The sequence below is a fragment of the Jannaschia sp. L-14R genome, from assembly GCF_056857695.1.
This window is the reverse complement of the sequence record NZ_JBSXNP010000007.1, coordinates 195080-208605: the sequence shown is the minus strand read 5'-3', so window position 1 is coordinate 208605 and position 13526 is coordinate 195080. Positions and strand designations below refer to the sequence as shown.

General features: G+C 62.9%; 13 protein-coding genes. 7 read left to right on the top strand and 6 right to left on the bottom strand.

The genetic code is table 11. The features are described from left to right. Window positions 1-78 precede the first annotated feature (78 nt). The 4 genes from AC13C2_RS02700 to argH all read right to left on the bottom strand — a co-directional run bounded on the left by AC13C2_RS02700 (window position 79) and on the right by argH (window position 3330). Complete coding sequence (locus AC13C2_RS02700; protein WP_482885870.1) at window positions 79-1014, bottom strand: hypothetical protein; 936 nt, start codon at window positions 1012-1014, stop codon at window positions 79-81. A gap of 163 nt (window positions 1015-1177) precedes the next feature. Beyond that, a complete protein-coding gene (gene greA, locus AC13C2_RS02695) occupies window positions 1178-1648 on the bottom strand; it encodes a transcription elongation factor GreA (RefSeq protein WP_092760628.1) in 471 nt (156 codons plus the stop codon). A 135-nt stretch (window positions 1649-1783) separates the two neighbouring features. Beyond that, on the bottom strand, window positions 1784-1921 hold the full coding sequence (locus AC13C2_RS02690; RefSeq protein WP_482885869.1) for an argininosuccinate lyase: 138 nt from the start codon (window positions 1919-1921) through the stop codon (window positions 1784-1786). Window positions 1922-1929: 8 nt separating this feature from the next. Continuing rightward, complete coding sequence (argH, locus tag AC13C2_RS02685; protein ID WP_092760630.1) at window positions 1930-3330, bottom strand: argininosuccinate lyase; 1401 nt, start codon at window positions 3328-3330, stop codon at window positions 1930-1932. 200 nt (window positions 3331-3530) lie between these two features. Between argH and AC13C2_RS02680 the strand changes: the two genes are divergently transcribed. From AC13C2_RS02680 to AC13C2_RS02670, 3 genes are all read left to right on the top strand, one after another. Then, window positions 3531-4493 carry an L-malyl-CoA/beta-methylmalyl-CoA lyase gene (locus tag AC13C2_RS02680; RefSeq protein ID WP_474522352.1) on the top strand — a complete coding sequence of 321 codons (963 nt, stop codon included), beginning with the start codon at window positions 3531-3533 and terminating at the stop codon, window positions 4491-4493. An 84-nt stretch (window positions 4494-4577) separates the two neighbouring features. Continuing rightward, the gene (locus AC13C2_RS02675) at window positions 4578-5759 is read left to right on the top strand and encodes a LytS/YhcK type 5TM receptor domain-containing protein (RefSeq protein ID WP_482885868.1); all 1182 of its coding nucleotides are present in this window, start codon (window positions 4578-4580) and stop codon (window positions 5757-5759) included. Window positions 5760-6542: 783 nt separating this feature from the next. Continuing rightward, window positions 6543-7505 (top strand): acetyl-CoA carboxylase carboxyltransferase subunit alpha, encoded by a 963-nt coding sequence (locus AC13C2_RS02670; RefSeq protein ID WP_482885867.1) that lies wholly within the window; start codon window positions 6543-6545, stop codon window positions 7503-7505. A 57-nt stretch (window positions 7506-7562) separates the two neighbouring features. Here AC13C2_RS02670 and AC13C2_RS02665 read toward each other — a convergent pair whose 3' ends face one another. After that, window positions 7563-7793, bottom strand: a complete 231-nt coding sequence (locus tag AC13C2_RS02665) for a hypothetical protein (RefSeq protein ID WP_092760638.1) — start codon at window positions 7791-7793, stop codon at window positions 7563-7565. 119 nt (window positions 7794-7912) lie between these two features. Between AC13C2_RS02665 and AC13C2_RS02660 the strand changes: the two genes are divergently transcribed. From AC13C2_RS02660 to msrB, 3 genes are all read left to right on the top strand, one after another. Beyond that, complete coding sequence (locus tag AC13C2_RS02660; protein WP_482885866.1) at window positions 7913-8623, top strand: M48 family metallopeptidase; 711 nt, start codon at window positions 7913-7915, stop codon at window positions 8621-8623. Window positions 8624-8700: 77 nt separating this feature from the next. Then, window positions 8701-9483 (top strand): CE1 family esterase, encoded by a 783-nt coding sequence (locus AC13C2_RS02655; protein WP_482885865.1) that lies wholly within the window; start codon window positions 8701-8703, stop codon window positions 9481-9483. A 74-nt stretch (window positions 9484-9557) separates the two neighbouring features. Then, on the top strand, window positions 9558-10037 hold the full coding sequence (msrB, locus tag AC13C2_RS02650; protein WP_482885864.1) for a peptide-methionine (R)-S-oxide reductase MsrB: 480 nt from the start codon (window positions 9558-9560) through the stop codon (window positions 10035-10037). Here msrB and rimO read toward each other — a convergent pair. After that, window positions 10024-11412: a 30S ribosomal protein S12 methylthiotransferase RimO gene (gene rimO / locus AC13C2_RS02645; RefSeq protein WP_482885863.1), complete on the bottom strand. Its 1389-nt coding sequence runs from the start codon at window positions 11410-11412 to the stop codon at window positions 10024-10026. The genes msrB and rimO overlap by 14 nt on opposite strands. Before the next feature lie 88 nt (window positions 11413-11500). Between rimO and AC13C2_RS02640 the strand changes: the two genes are divergently transcribed. After that, window positions 11501-13471, top strand: a complete 1971-nt coding sequence (locus AC13C2_RS02640; RefSeq protein WP_482885862.1) for an AsmA family protein — start codon at window positions 11501-11503, stop codon at window positions 13469-13471. Window positions 13472-13526: the final 55 nt, after the last annotated feature.

Below are 13526 nucleotides of genomic sequence, written 5' to 3'. Positions count from 1 at the left end.
ACGACAAATATACCCCGTGTCTCGCGCAGGGACTGCGCATGGATGAACCATTCGGTATGGAACCTGGCCGCCGCGAGCTTAATCAAATGTGCCTGCGACCCGCGCGCACAGCATGAACGCCCGCGCCGTGCGGGTATCTGCGAATCGGACAATTTCGCCGTCTGTGGCGATCTTTGTAAAATCGGCAAAAACCCGGTCGAAGGTTCGCAGGAAATGATGGATGGCATCGCGAAAGACGGCATCGTCCTTCATCCGCCCTGCCGTCAGGGCCAACGACGAGCGGTCCCGGATGCCGCCCAGGGCCGCGACATCCGACCCGTGGGTGCCATCGGCAAAGGCACGCCACAGCACCGCGTCTGCGCGATGAACCGTCAGATCGTCCATGTAGATGCCGTCCTGCGCCAGTAATGTCAGCAGGTCCTGCGCGGCGGTGACCAGCTGCGCGGTGCGATGATGTTTCAAAGCCGACCGCAGAACGCGGAAACCTTCGGCATCGCGTTCGTTCTCGGGAAAGTTCATCGCGCGGATGAAGTCGTCGGGCGGCAGAGCTTCGTCTTCGGGTTCGGTGTCCAGTGCCAGCGCCGGTTGAAGCAGCAATTGCGGAAGGGGCCGGATGGGCGCGCTCAGAATAGCGTCGGGCGCTTTCGGGCGGTGCAGCGACGCGACTTCGGCCCCAAGAACGGCTTGCGCGCGCGCAACCTGTTCGATCTGCGTGCCAAGATCGCGCTTCAGCGTTGCGGCGTCGGCCGCCTGCTGGTCGAGATGGCTGAGGCGAATGGTATCGATCGCGGCCTGCAGGCGCGCGCTTTCCTCGCGCATTGTCTGGGCAGTACGCGCGACGGAAGCGGCGACCCAGATCAATGCGACGGGCAGGAAAATGCCCAGAACAGCTATCATAAAGCCGGACGGATTGCCGCGTATCAGGCGGCCTTGGTCGTCGTCCAGCGTCAGAAAATACCAGCCGACCAATCCCAGCCAACCAAGGCTGAGGACAAGCGCCGTGATCTCGATCATCGAAATACCAGCGTTCTGTCGACCCCCGCGCGTCCGGCGACGGTTGGGGCCGCGCGATGTTGTGGCTGACATCGCCTTACTGGCCGTCAGGGGCGCTGCGCCAGTCTGCGAGCCAGTCTCCGGGCCAGTCTGCGGGCCGATCTGGGGGGCGTCCGACATCCGGCTATTTGAAGACGACAGAGGTGATTTCGTAGCCGCGCGTGCCGCCGGGCGTCCGGACCTCGACCGAGTCGCCCTCTTCCTTGCCGATCAAGGCGCGGGCTAGCGGCGACTTGATATTCAGAAGGCCGTTTTCGATATCCGCCTCCTGCTCCCCGACAATCTGATAGGTTTTTTCGGCGTCGGTATCCTCGTCGACAAGCATCACTGTCGCGCCAAACTTGACGGTGCCCGATAATTTGGCGGGGTCGATGACGTCGGCCAGTGAAATCAGGCCCTCCAGTTCCTTGACACGACCTTCGATGAAGGAATGCTTTTCGCGCGCGGAATGGTATTCCGCATTTTCCGACAGGTCCCCATGTTCGCGGGCTTCGGCGATGGCGGCGATGATCGCGGGACGCTCGACGGATTTCAGATGCTTCAATTCAGTCTGAAGGGCAGTCATGCCCCTTGGCGTCATGGGAAATTTTTCCATGGATATTCTCCTGCCGGGGAGACTGTTCCGCCCCGTTGTTCCGTGTTGGAGGCAAGACTAGCAGGGGCGTGGACAGGTGCAACAGGTGTGGAATGAGCGGGCGGCGTATCTGCCGCGCTATGTCGCCACTTGGCGTCAGTCGGTGCGGGCGATCCCGACCTCAACACTGCCGGACAGGGTCACGGCGGATTGTGGTTTGTCTTCGACATCAGACGGGCGGACGGGGGCGCCATCGACGCCGCAGGCCGTCAAAAGGAAAAGAACGGGAAGCAATCGCAATGTCATTTCAATCTCTCTTGCCAGAGCGCGACCTGCGCGCGGACATTGGCGGGGGCGGTGCCGCCATATGACGTGCGCGACGCGACCGAATTATGCACACCCAGCACGCCGAATACACCTTCGGTGATCCTATCGTTGACAGACTGCATCTGCGCCAGCGTCAGATCCGGCAGGTCGATGCCCGCATCTTCGGCCATCTTGACCAGCGCGCCGGTGGCATGATGCGCATCGCGGAACGGCAAACCGGCTTCGCGCACCAGCCAGTCGGCCAGATCGGTCGCGGTCGAGAACCCGCCCGAAGCCGCCGCCTCCAGGTTGTCCTTCTGCGCCGTCATGTCGCCCACCATGCCGGTCATCGCGGCCAGCGCCAGCATCAGGCTGTCTGCGGCGTCGAAGACCTGTTCCTTGTCTTCCTGCATATCCTTGGAATAGGCCAGCGGCAGCCCCTTCATCACCATCAGAAGCGCTGTCTGCGCTCCGAAGATGCGCCCGATCTTGGCGCGCAAAAGCTCGGCGGCATCCGGGTTCTTTTTTTGCGGCATGATACTGGACCCGGTCGTCCAGCGGTCCGACAGGCGAACAAAGCGGAACTGGGCCGAGGACCAGATCACCAGTTCCTCGGCCAGACGCGACAGGTGCATCGCGCAGATCGTGGCCGCGCCCAGAAACTCCAGTGCGAAGTCCCGGTCCGATACGGCATCCAGCGAATTGGCCGACGGTCGATCAAAACCAAGGGCCTTTGCCGTCATGTCGCGGTCGATGTCGAAGCCGGTTCCCGCCAGTGCGGCGGCCCCCAGCGGGCTTTCGTTCATCCGCTTGCGAGCATCCTCAAAACGCGACAGGTCGCGGGCGAACATTTCGGTATAGGCCAGCATGTGGTGGCCCCAGGTCACCGGTTGCGCGGTTTGCAGATGGGTAAAGCCCGGCATCACCCAACCGGCCCCGGCCTCGGCCTGCGACACCAGCGCCGTCATCAGTCGGGGCAGGGCGTCGATGGCGGCGTCACACTGGTCACGCACCCACATGCGAAAATCCAGTGCCACCTGATCATTGCGCGACCGGGCCGTATGCAGGCGACCTGCGGCGGGGCCCACGATCTCGGTCAGGCGCGCCTCGACGTTCATGTGGATGTCTTCGAGCGCAGTTGAGAACCGGAACGTGCCGCCCTCGATTTCTGACAACACCGTAAGAAGGCCTTCCCGGATCGCGTCGGCATCCATCTCGGTGACGATACCCTGCGCGGCCAGCATCGCAGCATGGGCCCGGCTGCCTTCGATGTCCTGTTTCGCCATGCGGCGGTCGAAACCGATCGAGGCATTGATCGCCTCCATGATCGCGTCCGGGCCTTCCGCGAACCGGCCGCCCCACATCTTGTTCGAGCTGTTATCGGACGACTTCGACATGGAACGCCTCATGCTGTGGAAATTATGCCTGACGCTATACGGACTTGCCTTGACGCTCGCTACCCCCGGTGCCGTATCGCGGCGGCGGGGGTCATCGCATGGCGGTGCGGTCGCGCCGCAGTGCAGCGGTTGCGCACGCAGCAGACACATTGTAGCGCTCATATGAAATATTACGCAACATTATGTCTCGGAGCCGTTCCATGAGCTTTCGCACACAACCCGCCCCCGTCGCCCGCCCGAACCGCTGCCAGCTCTTCGGTCCGGGGTCGAACACCAAGCTCTTCGCCAAGATGGCGGCGTCCGATGCGGATGTCATCAACCTCGACCTGGAAGATTCGGTCGCGCCCTCCGACAAGGATACGGCTCGGGTGAATGTGATCGAGGCTATCGGTGCGGTGGACTGGGGCAAGAAAGTTTTATCTGTTCGGATCAACGGCTTGGATACGCCGTACTGGTATCGCGATGTCGTCGATTTGCTGGAGCAGGCGGGTGCGCGGCTGGACCAGATCATGATCCCCAAAGTCGGCTGCGCTGCGGACGTCTATGCGGTCGACGCCCTCGTCACCGCCATCGAGACGGCGAAGGGTCGCACCAGACCCGTCACCTTCGAAGTCATCATCGAAAGCGCGGCCGGCCTCGCCCATGTAGAGGAGATTGCCGCAAGTTCCCGCCGTTTGGTCGCCATGTCGCTGGGAGCCGCGGATTTTGCGGCCTCGATGGGCATGCAGACGACCGGCATCGGCGGCACACAGGACGACTATTACATGCTGACCGAAGACGGGGCGCGGCACTGGTCCGACCCCTGGCACTGGGCGCAGGCGGCCATCGTTGCGGCCTGTCGGACGCACGGCGTTCTGCCGGTCGACGGACCCTTCGGCGACTTCTCGGATGACGAGGGATACCGCGCACAGTCGCGCCGGTCGGCGGTTTTGGGCATGGTCGGTAAATGGGCCATTCACCCTAAGCAGATCGCCCTGGCCAACGAGGTGTTCACCCCCTCCGACGCCAAGGTCGCCGAGGCGCGCGAAATCCTTGCTGCGATGGAAGAAGCCAAGGCTGCAGGGGCAGGCGCGACCGTCTACAAGGGTCGTCTGGTGGACATCGCTTCCATCAAACAGGCGGAGGTCATCGTGCGCCAATCCGAAATGATTGAGGATAATTGACCCTATTGCGCTTTGGACCTGGTAAGGTTCGATTCATGAATCGGTGAAAGGTTTGCCCTTGCAACACCTGCAAGGAACCCTGCCATGATCGAAATCGGCACATTGATGGACTTCTTCGGATCGCTCTCGATTCTGGGAATGCTGGCAATCTTCTATGGGTCAATCCGGCGGGCATTGCCGGGAACCTGGATCGCAGAATCGTTGCTGGGCATCTTGTTCGGTGTGGTTGCCGTGATGCAGATGAATGCCCCGTTCGAACCGATACCTGGTCTGATTATCGATATGCGAAATGTACCTATGGTGCTGGCGGGGGCCTTTCTGGGTGCGCGCGGGATGTTGCTTTGCATGGTTCTGGCAATTGCGGCACGCCTTCAGATCGGGGGAATCGGCGCTCTGGCCGGGGTTGCATCAATCCTGATCGCCGGGGCCGCTGGCGCATTCTGGAACGCGGCCACGGCCCGCAGGACGCGGGGGCCGCTGGCGATGCTGGGTCTGGTGATGCTGCTCAGCACGCATCTTGTTTCCGTGGTGTTTCTGCCGCTTGATGTTGCGATCTGGTTCATGGTGAATGCCGCACCCATTCTTATCGTGTTATATCTGCTGTCGGTTCCCGTCGTTGCCGGACTGCTGGACAGGGAACGGCGTCAAATGTTGAAGGAGGCGGAACTTCGGCGCGCCGCCAATATTGGCGCGTCAGACGGGCTGATGCCAAAAGAAGCGTTTGCATGGACCCTGGTGCAGGCATCGGTCACCGGAAGTCTGCGGGACGGAGCGAGCATCATTGCTATCGAATTGCGTCATCGCGGTGCCTTGGCGCGCATGTGGGGGACCGAAGCCGACAAGATAGCCACAGCGGCTCTCAGTGCCCGATTGGACGCACTTGTGCCGGATGGCGGCATCGTTGGCTGGATTGGCCCCGATCAGGCAATGATGGCCATTCCCGCCATGTCCGACCGCGCAAAGACGGACTTCCTGATGCACATCCGTCGCGAGGTTTCATCCGATCCGATCCCGGTGCCAGGCATGGCGGCGATCCGACTTTCGCTGGAGCTTGACGCTCGCACCTATGATGCTGTTCCGCCTCTGGATCGCATTTTGACAGATATGAAGATCAAGAAAGTTGGCAAGGCTCAGATCATACCTGTCAAACGGAAGCGGGAAGGTTTTGCCGAAATGCAGACGCAGACAAAAACGGCGCGCCGAAGACGGGACGATCTTTTCGGAACCTTTGACCGCCTGCGCGAGGCAAGGTTTGGCCAGATCTAGGCGCTTCCACCCCACGATTTCTGGTCTTGAAGGGCCAGATTATTGGGCACTTCCAACGTGGCCAGCGCCCCATTCGGCACCGCGTTCGCGCGGACTGACCAGGCCCGGGCTGACCAGGCCCGGACTGACCAGGCCCGGACTGACCAGGCCCGGACTGACCAGGCCCATCACCCGCATCTGCAATAGCGGCCACAACGCTCCGCTTGTCCGTTTCCAGGCTTGCGACGTGCGGTGAATTGCGGCCTGCGCCATCTTATCAGCTTCCGCTGGCCAGTGACCCACTGGCCGACGACAGAACCTGTAGCGTGCCCTCCTTGGTCATGTGCCCGAAGTGCCGGAACGGAACATGAAACCGCCGCCGATCCCCGTGCACCCGCACAGCGTTGAATTTTCGCAAGGCGCGCGATCATCACGATCACCTGAACCATACCGTCGATCCCCTTGTCCGGATTTTACTGGAACAGGTTTCGCAAGGAGAACTTGCGGGGTGCACTGAGTATAACTGTCATGGCATTGACTGCCATGTCCTGCGCATCGGGCGGGTTGCTGTGCTGTCAACGGAACGGCGCACGGCCCATGTGACAGACTTTCGGAATATCAACCATGATCGGAATTCGATGGTTCTCGGATGAGGACGGCCGCCTGGGGAAGATGCGGGCCAGACGGAACCTGCACATATCAGCACCTGCACAGTGCGAACGACAGGTTGCCGGCCTGTCCGGTCGTTGTTGCATCGCAGGCTCATGAACGCCATATCGGTGGCGAAAGATCCAGGGGCCGGACATGACGCAGTATCTCGATTTCGAAAAGCCGCTCTCGGAAATCGAAGGCAAGGCCGAGGAATTGCGGGCCATGGCCCGCGCCGACGACAAGATCGATGTCTCGAAAGAAGCGGGACAGCTGGACGTCAAGGCGCGGGATATGCTGACGACGCTCTACAAGGGGCTGACCCCGTGGCAGAAGGCGCAGGTCGCTCGTCATGCTGACCGACCGCATTGCAAGGATTATATCGAGGCGCTGTTCACTGACTGGACCCCGCTTGCCGGGGATCGGAACTTTGCCGACGATCATGCCGTCATGGGTGGCCTGGCCAGGATGGACGGCAGGTCGGTCATGGTGATCGGGCATGAGAAGGGGCACGATACACGCACCCGAATCGAGCGGAATTTCGGAATGGCCCGGCCCGAAGGGTATCGCAAGGCGATCCGGCTGATGGAAATGGCCGATCGCTTCGGGCTTCCGGTCGTGACGCTGATCGACACGCCCGGTGCCTACCCCGGCAAAGGCGCGGAAGAGCGAGGTCAATCCGAGGCCATTGCCCGGTCGACACAGACCTGTCTGCGGCTTGGTGTGCCGCTGATCTCGGTTATCGTGGGCGAAGGCGGATCGGGTGGCGCGGTGGCCTTCGCGACGGCCAACCGGGTCGCGATGCTGGAGCATTCGATCTATTCGGTGATTTCGCCCGAGGGCTGTGCCTCGATCCTGTGGAAGGATGCGGACAAGATGCGCGAAGCCGCCGAAGCCCTGCGCCTGACCGCGCAGGATCTTTTGAAGCTGGGTGTCATCGACCGGATCGTGCCCGAGCCGTTGGGCGGCGCGCACCGCGACCGCACCGCCACGTTGAACTCCGTGGGTCAGGCCATATCGGCTCTGCTCGGCGAGTTCGACGGCCAGGATGCCAATGCCATCAGGACTGCACGGCGGAAGAAGTTTCTCGGCATGGGGGCAAAGGGGCTGGCGGCCTGAAATCCAGGCCACAGACTTGTTTCCCGTCGGCCAGAGATGGATCGCGTCCCTCCAGACCTAGCGACGATAGACGCCTTCCGGCAGGTTCAGCGCCGTCGCCAGATCGCGCAACTGCCCCATCGTCAGTGTGATGCGGACAGGCAGATCGGTTCGCGGGTCGGCCTGGGTCAGCGTGATGCACTCCTCGAAGGCGGCGACGATCACATCCTCGGCGGGTTTACGCCCCGGCTCGCCTTCGTCCACCAGGGTTATGATCGTTGCATCGAATTCGTGTTCGATCGAAAACATTCGCCGGACCTCCGCCGTTTCCGCATTGCAATGGCGTCCGTTATTGCATGTCCACCACTGACAAAGCGACTTGGTGAGCTATAACTTTCGTCAGACTATCGAACCATTCGGGAATATCCATGCGATCCTCCATTCCAACGCTTCTTTTTACAGCGCTTCTGTCCGCCTGCGTGGCCATCGAGCCGGTATCCACCGGACCGTCGCCCGTTGCCACGTCCGCCAGCCCGGACCGGATATCCGAGTCCACCGCCATTGCGAATTTTCGGGCTGCCGTCTCGCGTGTCGAGCCGGTGGCCGAGAATCTCTGTCGCCAACGGACGTCCAATGTGAACTGCGATTTCCTGATCCGGATCGACCCGAACCGGAACGCGCCGCCGAATGCCTTCCAATCGCTGGACCGGTCGGGCCGTCCGGTGCTGACCTTCACGCAATCGCTGATTGCGGATACCCGGAACCGGGATGAAATCGCTTTTGTCATCGGTCACGAATCGGCGCATCACATCGAGCAGCACATCGCCCGCCAGCAGCAGTCGGCGGCGACCGGCGCGCTTGTCGGGGGCCTTATCGCGACCGTGGCGGGGGCCAATTCAGCGACGGTGAACGAGATCAGCCGCGTCAGCGCCGGCGTCGGCGCGCGCCGCTACTCCAAGGAGCACGAGTTGGAGGCGGACGCCCTGGGCACCGTCATCACGGCCCGCGCTGGGTTTGATCCGGTGCGCGGTGCGGCGTTCTTCATGCGGATTCCCGATCCGGGCGACCGTTTCCTGGGGACACATCCGCCCAACAGCGAGCGCATCGAGGTCGTTCGACGCACAGCGGCGGGTCTCTGACCACATCCGTATCGGAACCCCGTGTCTGACGTCGAAGTGACTGGTCGGCGGGGCGGCGGTTTGACAGGCAGGCGGGCATGAAATCGATTGCCCTCCTGTCTGCGATGCTGATGGCCATGGTCGTCGCGGCCGCGCCGGCCGCCGCCTGCACCGGCGCAGAGACCTGCCAGCTTGGCGACCGGTCCTATTTCGTCCGGGAGCCGGACGGATGGGACGGGAAAAGCCCGCTGGCGGTTCAACTGCATTTTCACGGATGGGGACGCCAGGGACAGGTTTCCGCCCGGAGTCCACGCACCGGCGGAGCCGCCGCCGCCGCCGGTGTCCTGTTCGTGGCGCCCGACGGACTGGGGCGCACCTGGGATTTTCGCAGGCCGGGGTCACGCGACACGGCATTCGCGCAGGCCGTTCTGGCCGATATCGCGAAACGGTATCCCACGGCGGGGCAGCCGCTGATCGTATCGGGTTATAGCTGGGGCGCTTTGATGGCTGCGCGGTTCGCCTGCGACGGTGGCGGGCGGATTGATGCACTGCTGTTGATTTCAGGGGCCTTTCCACCAGGAACCGAGTGTCAGGGCGCACCGCCTGCCCGCGTCAGCCATGTGCATGGCACGACGGACACCGTGCTGGACTTTCCTTATGGGCCCGATGGCGACGAAACTCAGGCCGTCGCCATGTGGAAAACATGGATGGGCTGTGGAGCCGTAGCTCGCCGCTATGACTGGAGGGCGGTGGAGTGGCTGACACATGAACGTCACGAATGGGACTGTGCCCGCGGACTGGTGACGATGGATGTCCATTCGGCCAGTCATCTGATCCCGCGCGGCTGGGTTGCCCGCATTCTGCAGGAGGTCCTTGGGTGAAAATTATTCGCCGGTTTTGAAACTCGGTCGACCCACCCGACGTGGCTCCGACATTGCAACAGACTGGAAACATCATGATCAGCAGGCGTTCATTCCTCACGACCGGTTCCGCGCTTGCTGCGCTGGCCGCCACTTCGACCCTTGGAGGCCGCGCGATGGCCGCGACCTTCCCGGTGACCTACACCGATGACGAATGGCGCGCGCGACTGACGGAAAATCAGTATCTTGTGCTGCGCCAGAACGCGACCGAGAGGCCGTTTTCCAGTCCCCTGCACGAAGAGATGCGCGAAGGTATCTATACCTGCGTCGGCTGCGATCAGTATGTCTATGATTCCAAGACCAAGTATTACAGCGACAGCGGCTGGCCCGCCTTCTACGAGGAAGTCGCCGAAGGCATCGAACGCGGCCCGGATCCCGTTTACGGAGAGATCCTGCCCGAAGTGCATTGTGCCAACTGCGGCAGCCACATGGGCCATGTCTTCAACGACGGACCCGAACCGACGGGCGAACGGCACTGCATCAACGGCCTGGGTCTGAACTTCATTCCGGCCTAGATGAACGCTCCTGAGCCAGCCGTCCCCACAAATCGTATTCGCTGGCCTCGTCAACCTCGACCGTGACGATGTCGCCGGGGGCCAGCGTCTCGAAACCTTCGTCAATGAACAGGTTGCCGTCGATTTCGGGCGCATCCGCCTTGGTGCGGCAGGTCGCGCCCTGATCGTCGATGCTGTCGACGATGACATCGAGCCGTGTGCCGACCTTCGCGGCCAGCCTGGCTGCCGAAATTGCCTGCGCCTTCTCCATGAAGCGCGCGAAACGGTCTTCCTTCACATCATCCGGCACATGGTCGGGCAGGGCATTGGATCGCGCCCCGGCGACATTTTCGTAGCGAAACGCTCCGACCCGGTCCAGTTGTGCATCATCCAGCCAGTCCAGAAGGGTCTGGAACTCCGCCTCGGTCTCGCCGGGATAGCCGACAATGAAGGTCGAGCGCAGCGTGATGTCCGGGCAGATACCGCGCCATTCCGCAATCCGGTCCAGCGTCTTTTCTGCGTGGGCAGGCCGCGCCATCCGACGCAACGTATCGGGGTGCGCATGCTGGAAGGGCACATCCAGATAAGGCAGGATCGACCCATCCGCCATCAACGGCACGAGGTCGCGCACGAACGGATAGGGATAGACGTAGTGCAGGCGCACCCAGGCCCCCAGCGACCCCAGATCGCGGGCCAGATCGACGATATGCGTCCCGGCTCCGGCGCGATCTTTCCAATCGGTGCCATAGGCCGAAGTGTCCTGACTGATGACCAGCAATTCGCGAACCCCGGCCTCGACCAGCTTTTCCGCCTCGCGCAGGACCGCCTTCGCCGGGCGCGATTGCAGACGCCCCCGCATGTCGGGGATGATGCAGAACTTGCACTTGTGATTGCAGCCTTCGGAAATCTTCAGATAGCTGAAATGGCGCGGCGTAAGCGTCACGCCCGATGCGGGCAACAGGTCGACGAACGGGTCGGGCGATGGCGGCGCGACGCTGTGCACGGCATCCAGCACCTGTTCGTATTGTTGCGGACCGGTGACGGCCAGCACCTTGGGGTGCGCGCCGGTGATGTACTCCGGCTCCGCGCCCAGACAGCCGGTGACGATGACGCGCCCGTTTTCGCGCAGGGCCTCTCCTATGGCGTCCAGGCTCTCGGCCTTGGCGCTGTCGAGGAAGCCGCAGGTGTTCACGATCACCGCCTCCGCCCCTGCATAATCGGGAGAGATGGCGTATCCCTCTGCCCGCAAACGAGTCAGGATCCGCTCCGAATCCACCAGCGCCTTGGGGCAGCCGAGCGACACCATCCCGATTTTCGGCTGACCGGGGCGCGCATCGCCGGGCAGGACGGCGCGGGGGGCGAGGTCGGGGCGAAGTTCAGGCGGATTCTGGGACATGCAGGCCACATAAGCTGCCCTCGCGGTCCGTGGAACCCCTTGCGGTATGGGTGCAAGCGATTCATCGTCGGGCACGGGGGGATTGCGGATGAAATGGCTGATCCGAAGCGCGCTGACGCTGGTCACATTGATACTGATTGCGGTCGTCGTCCTGATCATGGTGCCGACGGAACGGGTGGCGCAACTGGCCGCGGATCGGTTCGAGGCAACGACCGGGCGCGCGCTGACGCTGGGCGGTCCGGTGAAGGCGACGCTCTGGCCGCGACCAGGTATCCGCGCCGAAGGGATCGAAATCGCGAATGCCGGGTGGTCCGATCAAGGCCCCATGCTGACGGCGGAAACACTGGAAGTGGGCATTGCCCTCGGATCCATCTTCGGCAGCGACATCCGGATCGAGACCCTGCAGATCGACGGCGCGCGCCTGATCCTTGAACGCAACGCCGATGGGCGTGGAAACTGGGAGATACCGGGGACACCGGTCGCGCAACCGGGTTCGGTCGGGTCTGATGGCGGCGGTGCCTCCGCCCGTGCGCTTTCCATTGACCGGGCAATCCTGACCGGAGCCGACGTGACATGGCTGGATCACGAGGACGGAACGCAGATCCGTCTGCGTGCAGTCGATCTGGAGACCCGGCTGGCCGATCTGAACAGCCCCGTCCGCATCACCGGTTCTGCCCTTGTCAGCGGGCAGGCCGTCACGCTGGAAGCTTCGCTCGACGCAGCCCGTTCGCTGATGGAAGGCGCGCTGACGCCTGTCGCGTTCAGCCTGCGGGCGGGCGAGACGGCGCTGCGGCTGGACGGTCGAGCCGATCTGGACCCGCTGTCATTCGAGGGTCGGATCGAGGCCACGTCATCGGATCGGTTCAAGGTGGCCAACGTGCTGGGCATCGTCGTTCCCGATCTGCCTGACGGTCTGGGCGCGCGGTCCATCGCGCTGAACGCCGCGATCACACTGGCCCCGGCGGGCACGCTGCACTTTCGGGACATGATCATGGATCTGGACACCAACCGCCTGACCGGTGCGCTGGACGTGGACCCGAACGGCGCAAGGACCCGGCTGGTTGCCAATCTGTCGGCCGATACGCTGGACCTGACCGCGCTCAGCCGGAAGGGACAGGGCGGCGAAACGGCTCTGGTCTCCGAGACCGGCTGGGCCCGCGAAACACTCGATGTTTCGGGCCTGTTCGCAGCGGACGGGGAACTGACCTTCAGCAGCGGCGCTGTGACCATGGGCGATGCAACATTCGACGAGGTGCGGGCCCGCGCCGTGGTCGACGATGGCCGCGCCGTCGTCACCCTGCAGCCGCTGATCGCATATGGCGGCACCGTCACCGGCGATGTCGTCGTGAACGGACGCGGCGGCCTGTCCTCGCGCGCGACGCTGGAACTGTCGGGGTTGCAGATGCAGCCCTTCCTGACTGAATTCGCCGATTTCGACCGGCTGATCGGACAGGCGGATATCTCGCTGGACCTGCTGGGCATCGGCGACACCACGCAACAACTGATCGACAGCCTGTCCGGAAATGTGGCGTTTCGGATGGGAGCGGGCGAAATTCTCGGGTTCGACATCGGTGGCATGGTCCGAACGCTGGACCTGGGCTACCGTGGCGAAGGGCAAAAGACCGTATTCGACGGGGTTTCGTCCAGTTTCGTCGTGACGGACGGCATTGCGCGCGGTGACGATCTGTCGCTGACGGCCCCCTATTTGTTGGCGACCGGCGCGGGGGACATCGCGCTTGGGGCTCAGACCATCAGTTATCGTTTGATCCCGACCTTGCGGCGAGGGGGTGGCAGCGATGGCATTACCGTGCCGCTTTTGATCGAAGGCCCGTGGTCGGACCCCCGCATTCGTCCCGATCTGGAATATATCGCCCGGCAAAAACTGGACGTGGAGCGTGCGCAGACCGAGGCGCGCGACCGCGCCGGCGAACTGGCCCGGACCCGGATTGCCGATGAACTGGAGATCGCACCCGAAGTTCTGACCGATCGTGATGCGCTTGAGGACGCCCTCAAGGACCGGGTCGAGGAAAAATTGCTGGACCTCTTGCTGGGCCGTTGATGACGCCGGCAAAATCGCATGGCCCCACCGTGCTGGACCCGGACACACCCCCGCG

Coding starts and splice junctions, on each gene's coding strand:
- AC13C2_RS02700 (WP_482885870.1), bottom strand. CDS start 1,014: ATGATCGAGATCACGGCGCTTGTCCTCAGCCTTGGTTGGCTGGGATTG.
- greA (WP_092760628.1), bottom strand. CDS start 1,648: ATGGAAAAATTTCCCATGACGCCAAGGGGCATGACTGCCCTTCAGACT.
- argH (WP_092760630.1), bottom strand. CDS start 3,330: ATGTCGAAGTCGTCCGATAACAGCTCGAACAAGATGTGGGGCGGCCGG.
- AC13C2_RS02680 (WP_474522352.1), top strand. CDS start 3,531: ATGAGCTTTCGCACACAACCCGCCCCCGTCGCCCGCCCGAACCGCTGC.
- AC13C2_RS02675 (WP_482885868.1), top strand. CDS start 4,578: ATGATCGAAATCGGCACATTGATGGACTTCTTCGGATCGCTCTCGATT.
- AC13C2_RS02670 (WP_482885867.1), top strand. CDS start 6,543: ATGACGCAGTATCTCGATTTCGAAAAGCCGCTCTCGGAAATCGAAGGC.
- AC13C2_RS02665 (WP_092760638.1), bottom strand. CDS start 7,793: ATGTTTTCGATCGAACACGAATTCGATGCAACGATCATAACCCTGGTG.
- AC13C2_RS02660 (WP_482885866.1), top strand. CDS start 7,913: ATGCGATCCTCCATTCCAACGCTTCTTTTTACAGCGCTTCTGTCCGCC.
- AC13C2_RS02655 (WP_482885865.1), top strand. CDS start 8,701: ATGAAATCGATTGCCCTCCTGTCTGCGATGCTGATGGCCATGGTCGTC.
- msrB (WP_482885864.1), top strand. CDS start 9,558: ATGATCAGCAGGCGTTCATTCCTCACGACCGGTTCCGCGCTTGCTGCG.
- rimO (WP_482885863.1), bottom strand. CDS start 11,412: ATGTCCCAGAATCCGCCTGAACTTCGCCCCGACCTCGCCCCCCGCGCC.
- AC13C2_RS02640 (WP_482885862.1), top strand. CDS start 11,501: ATGAAATGGCTGATCCGAAGCGCGCTGACGCTGGTCACATTGATACTG.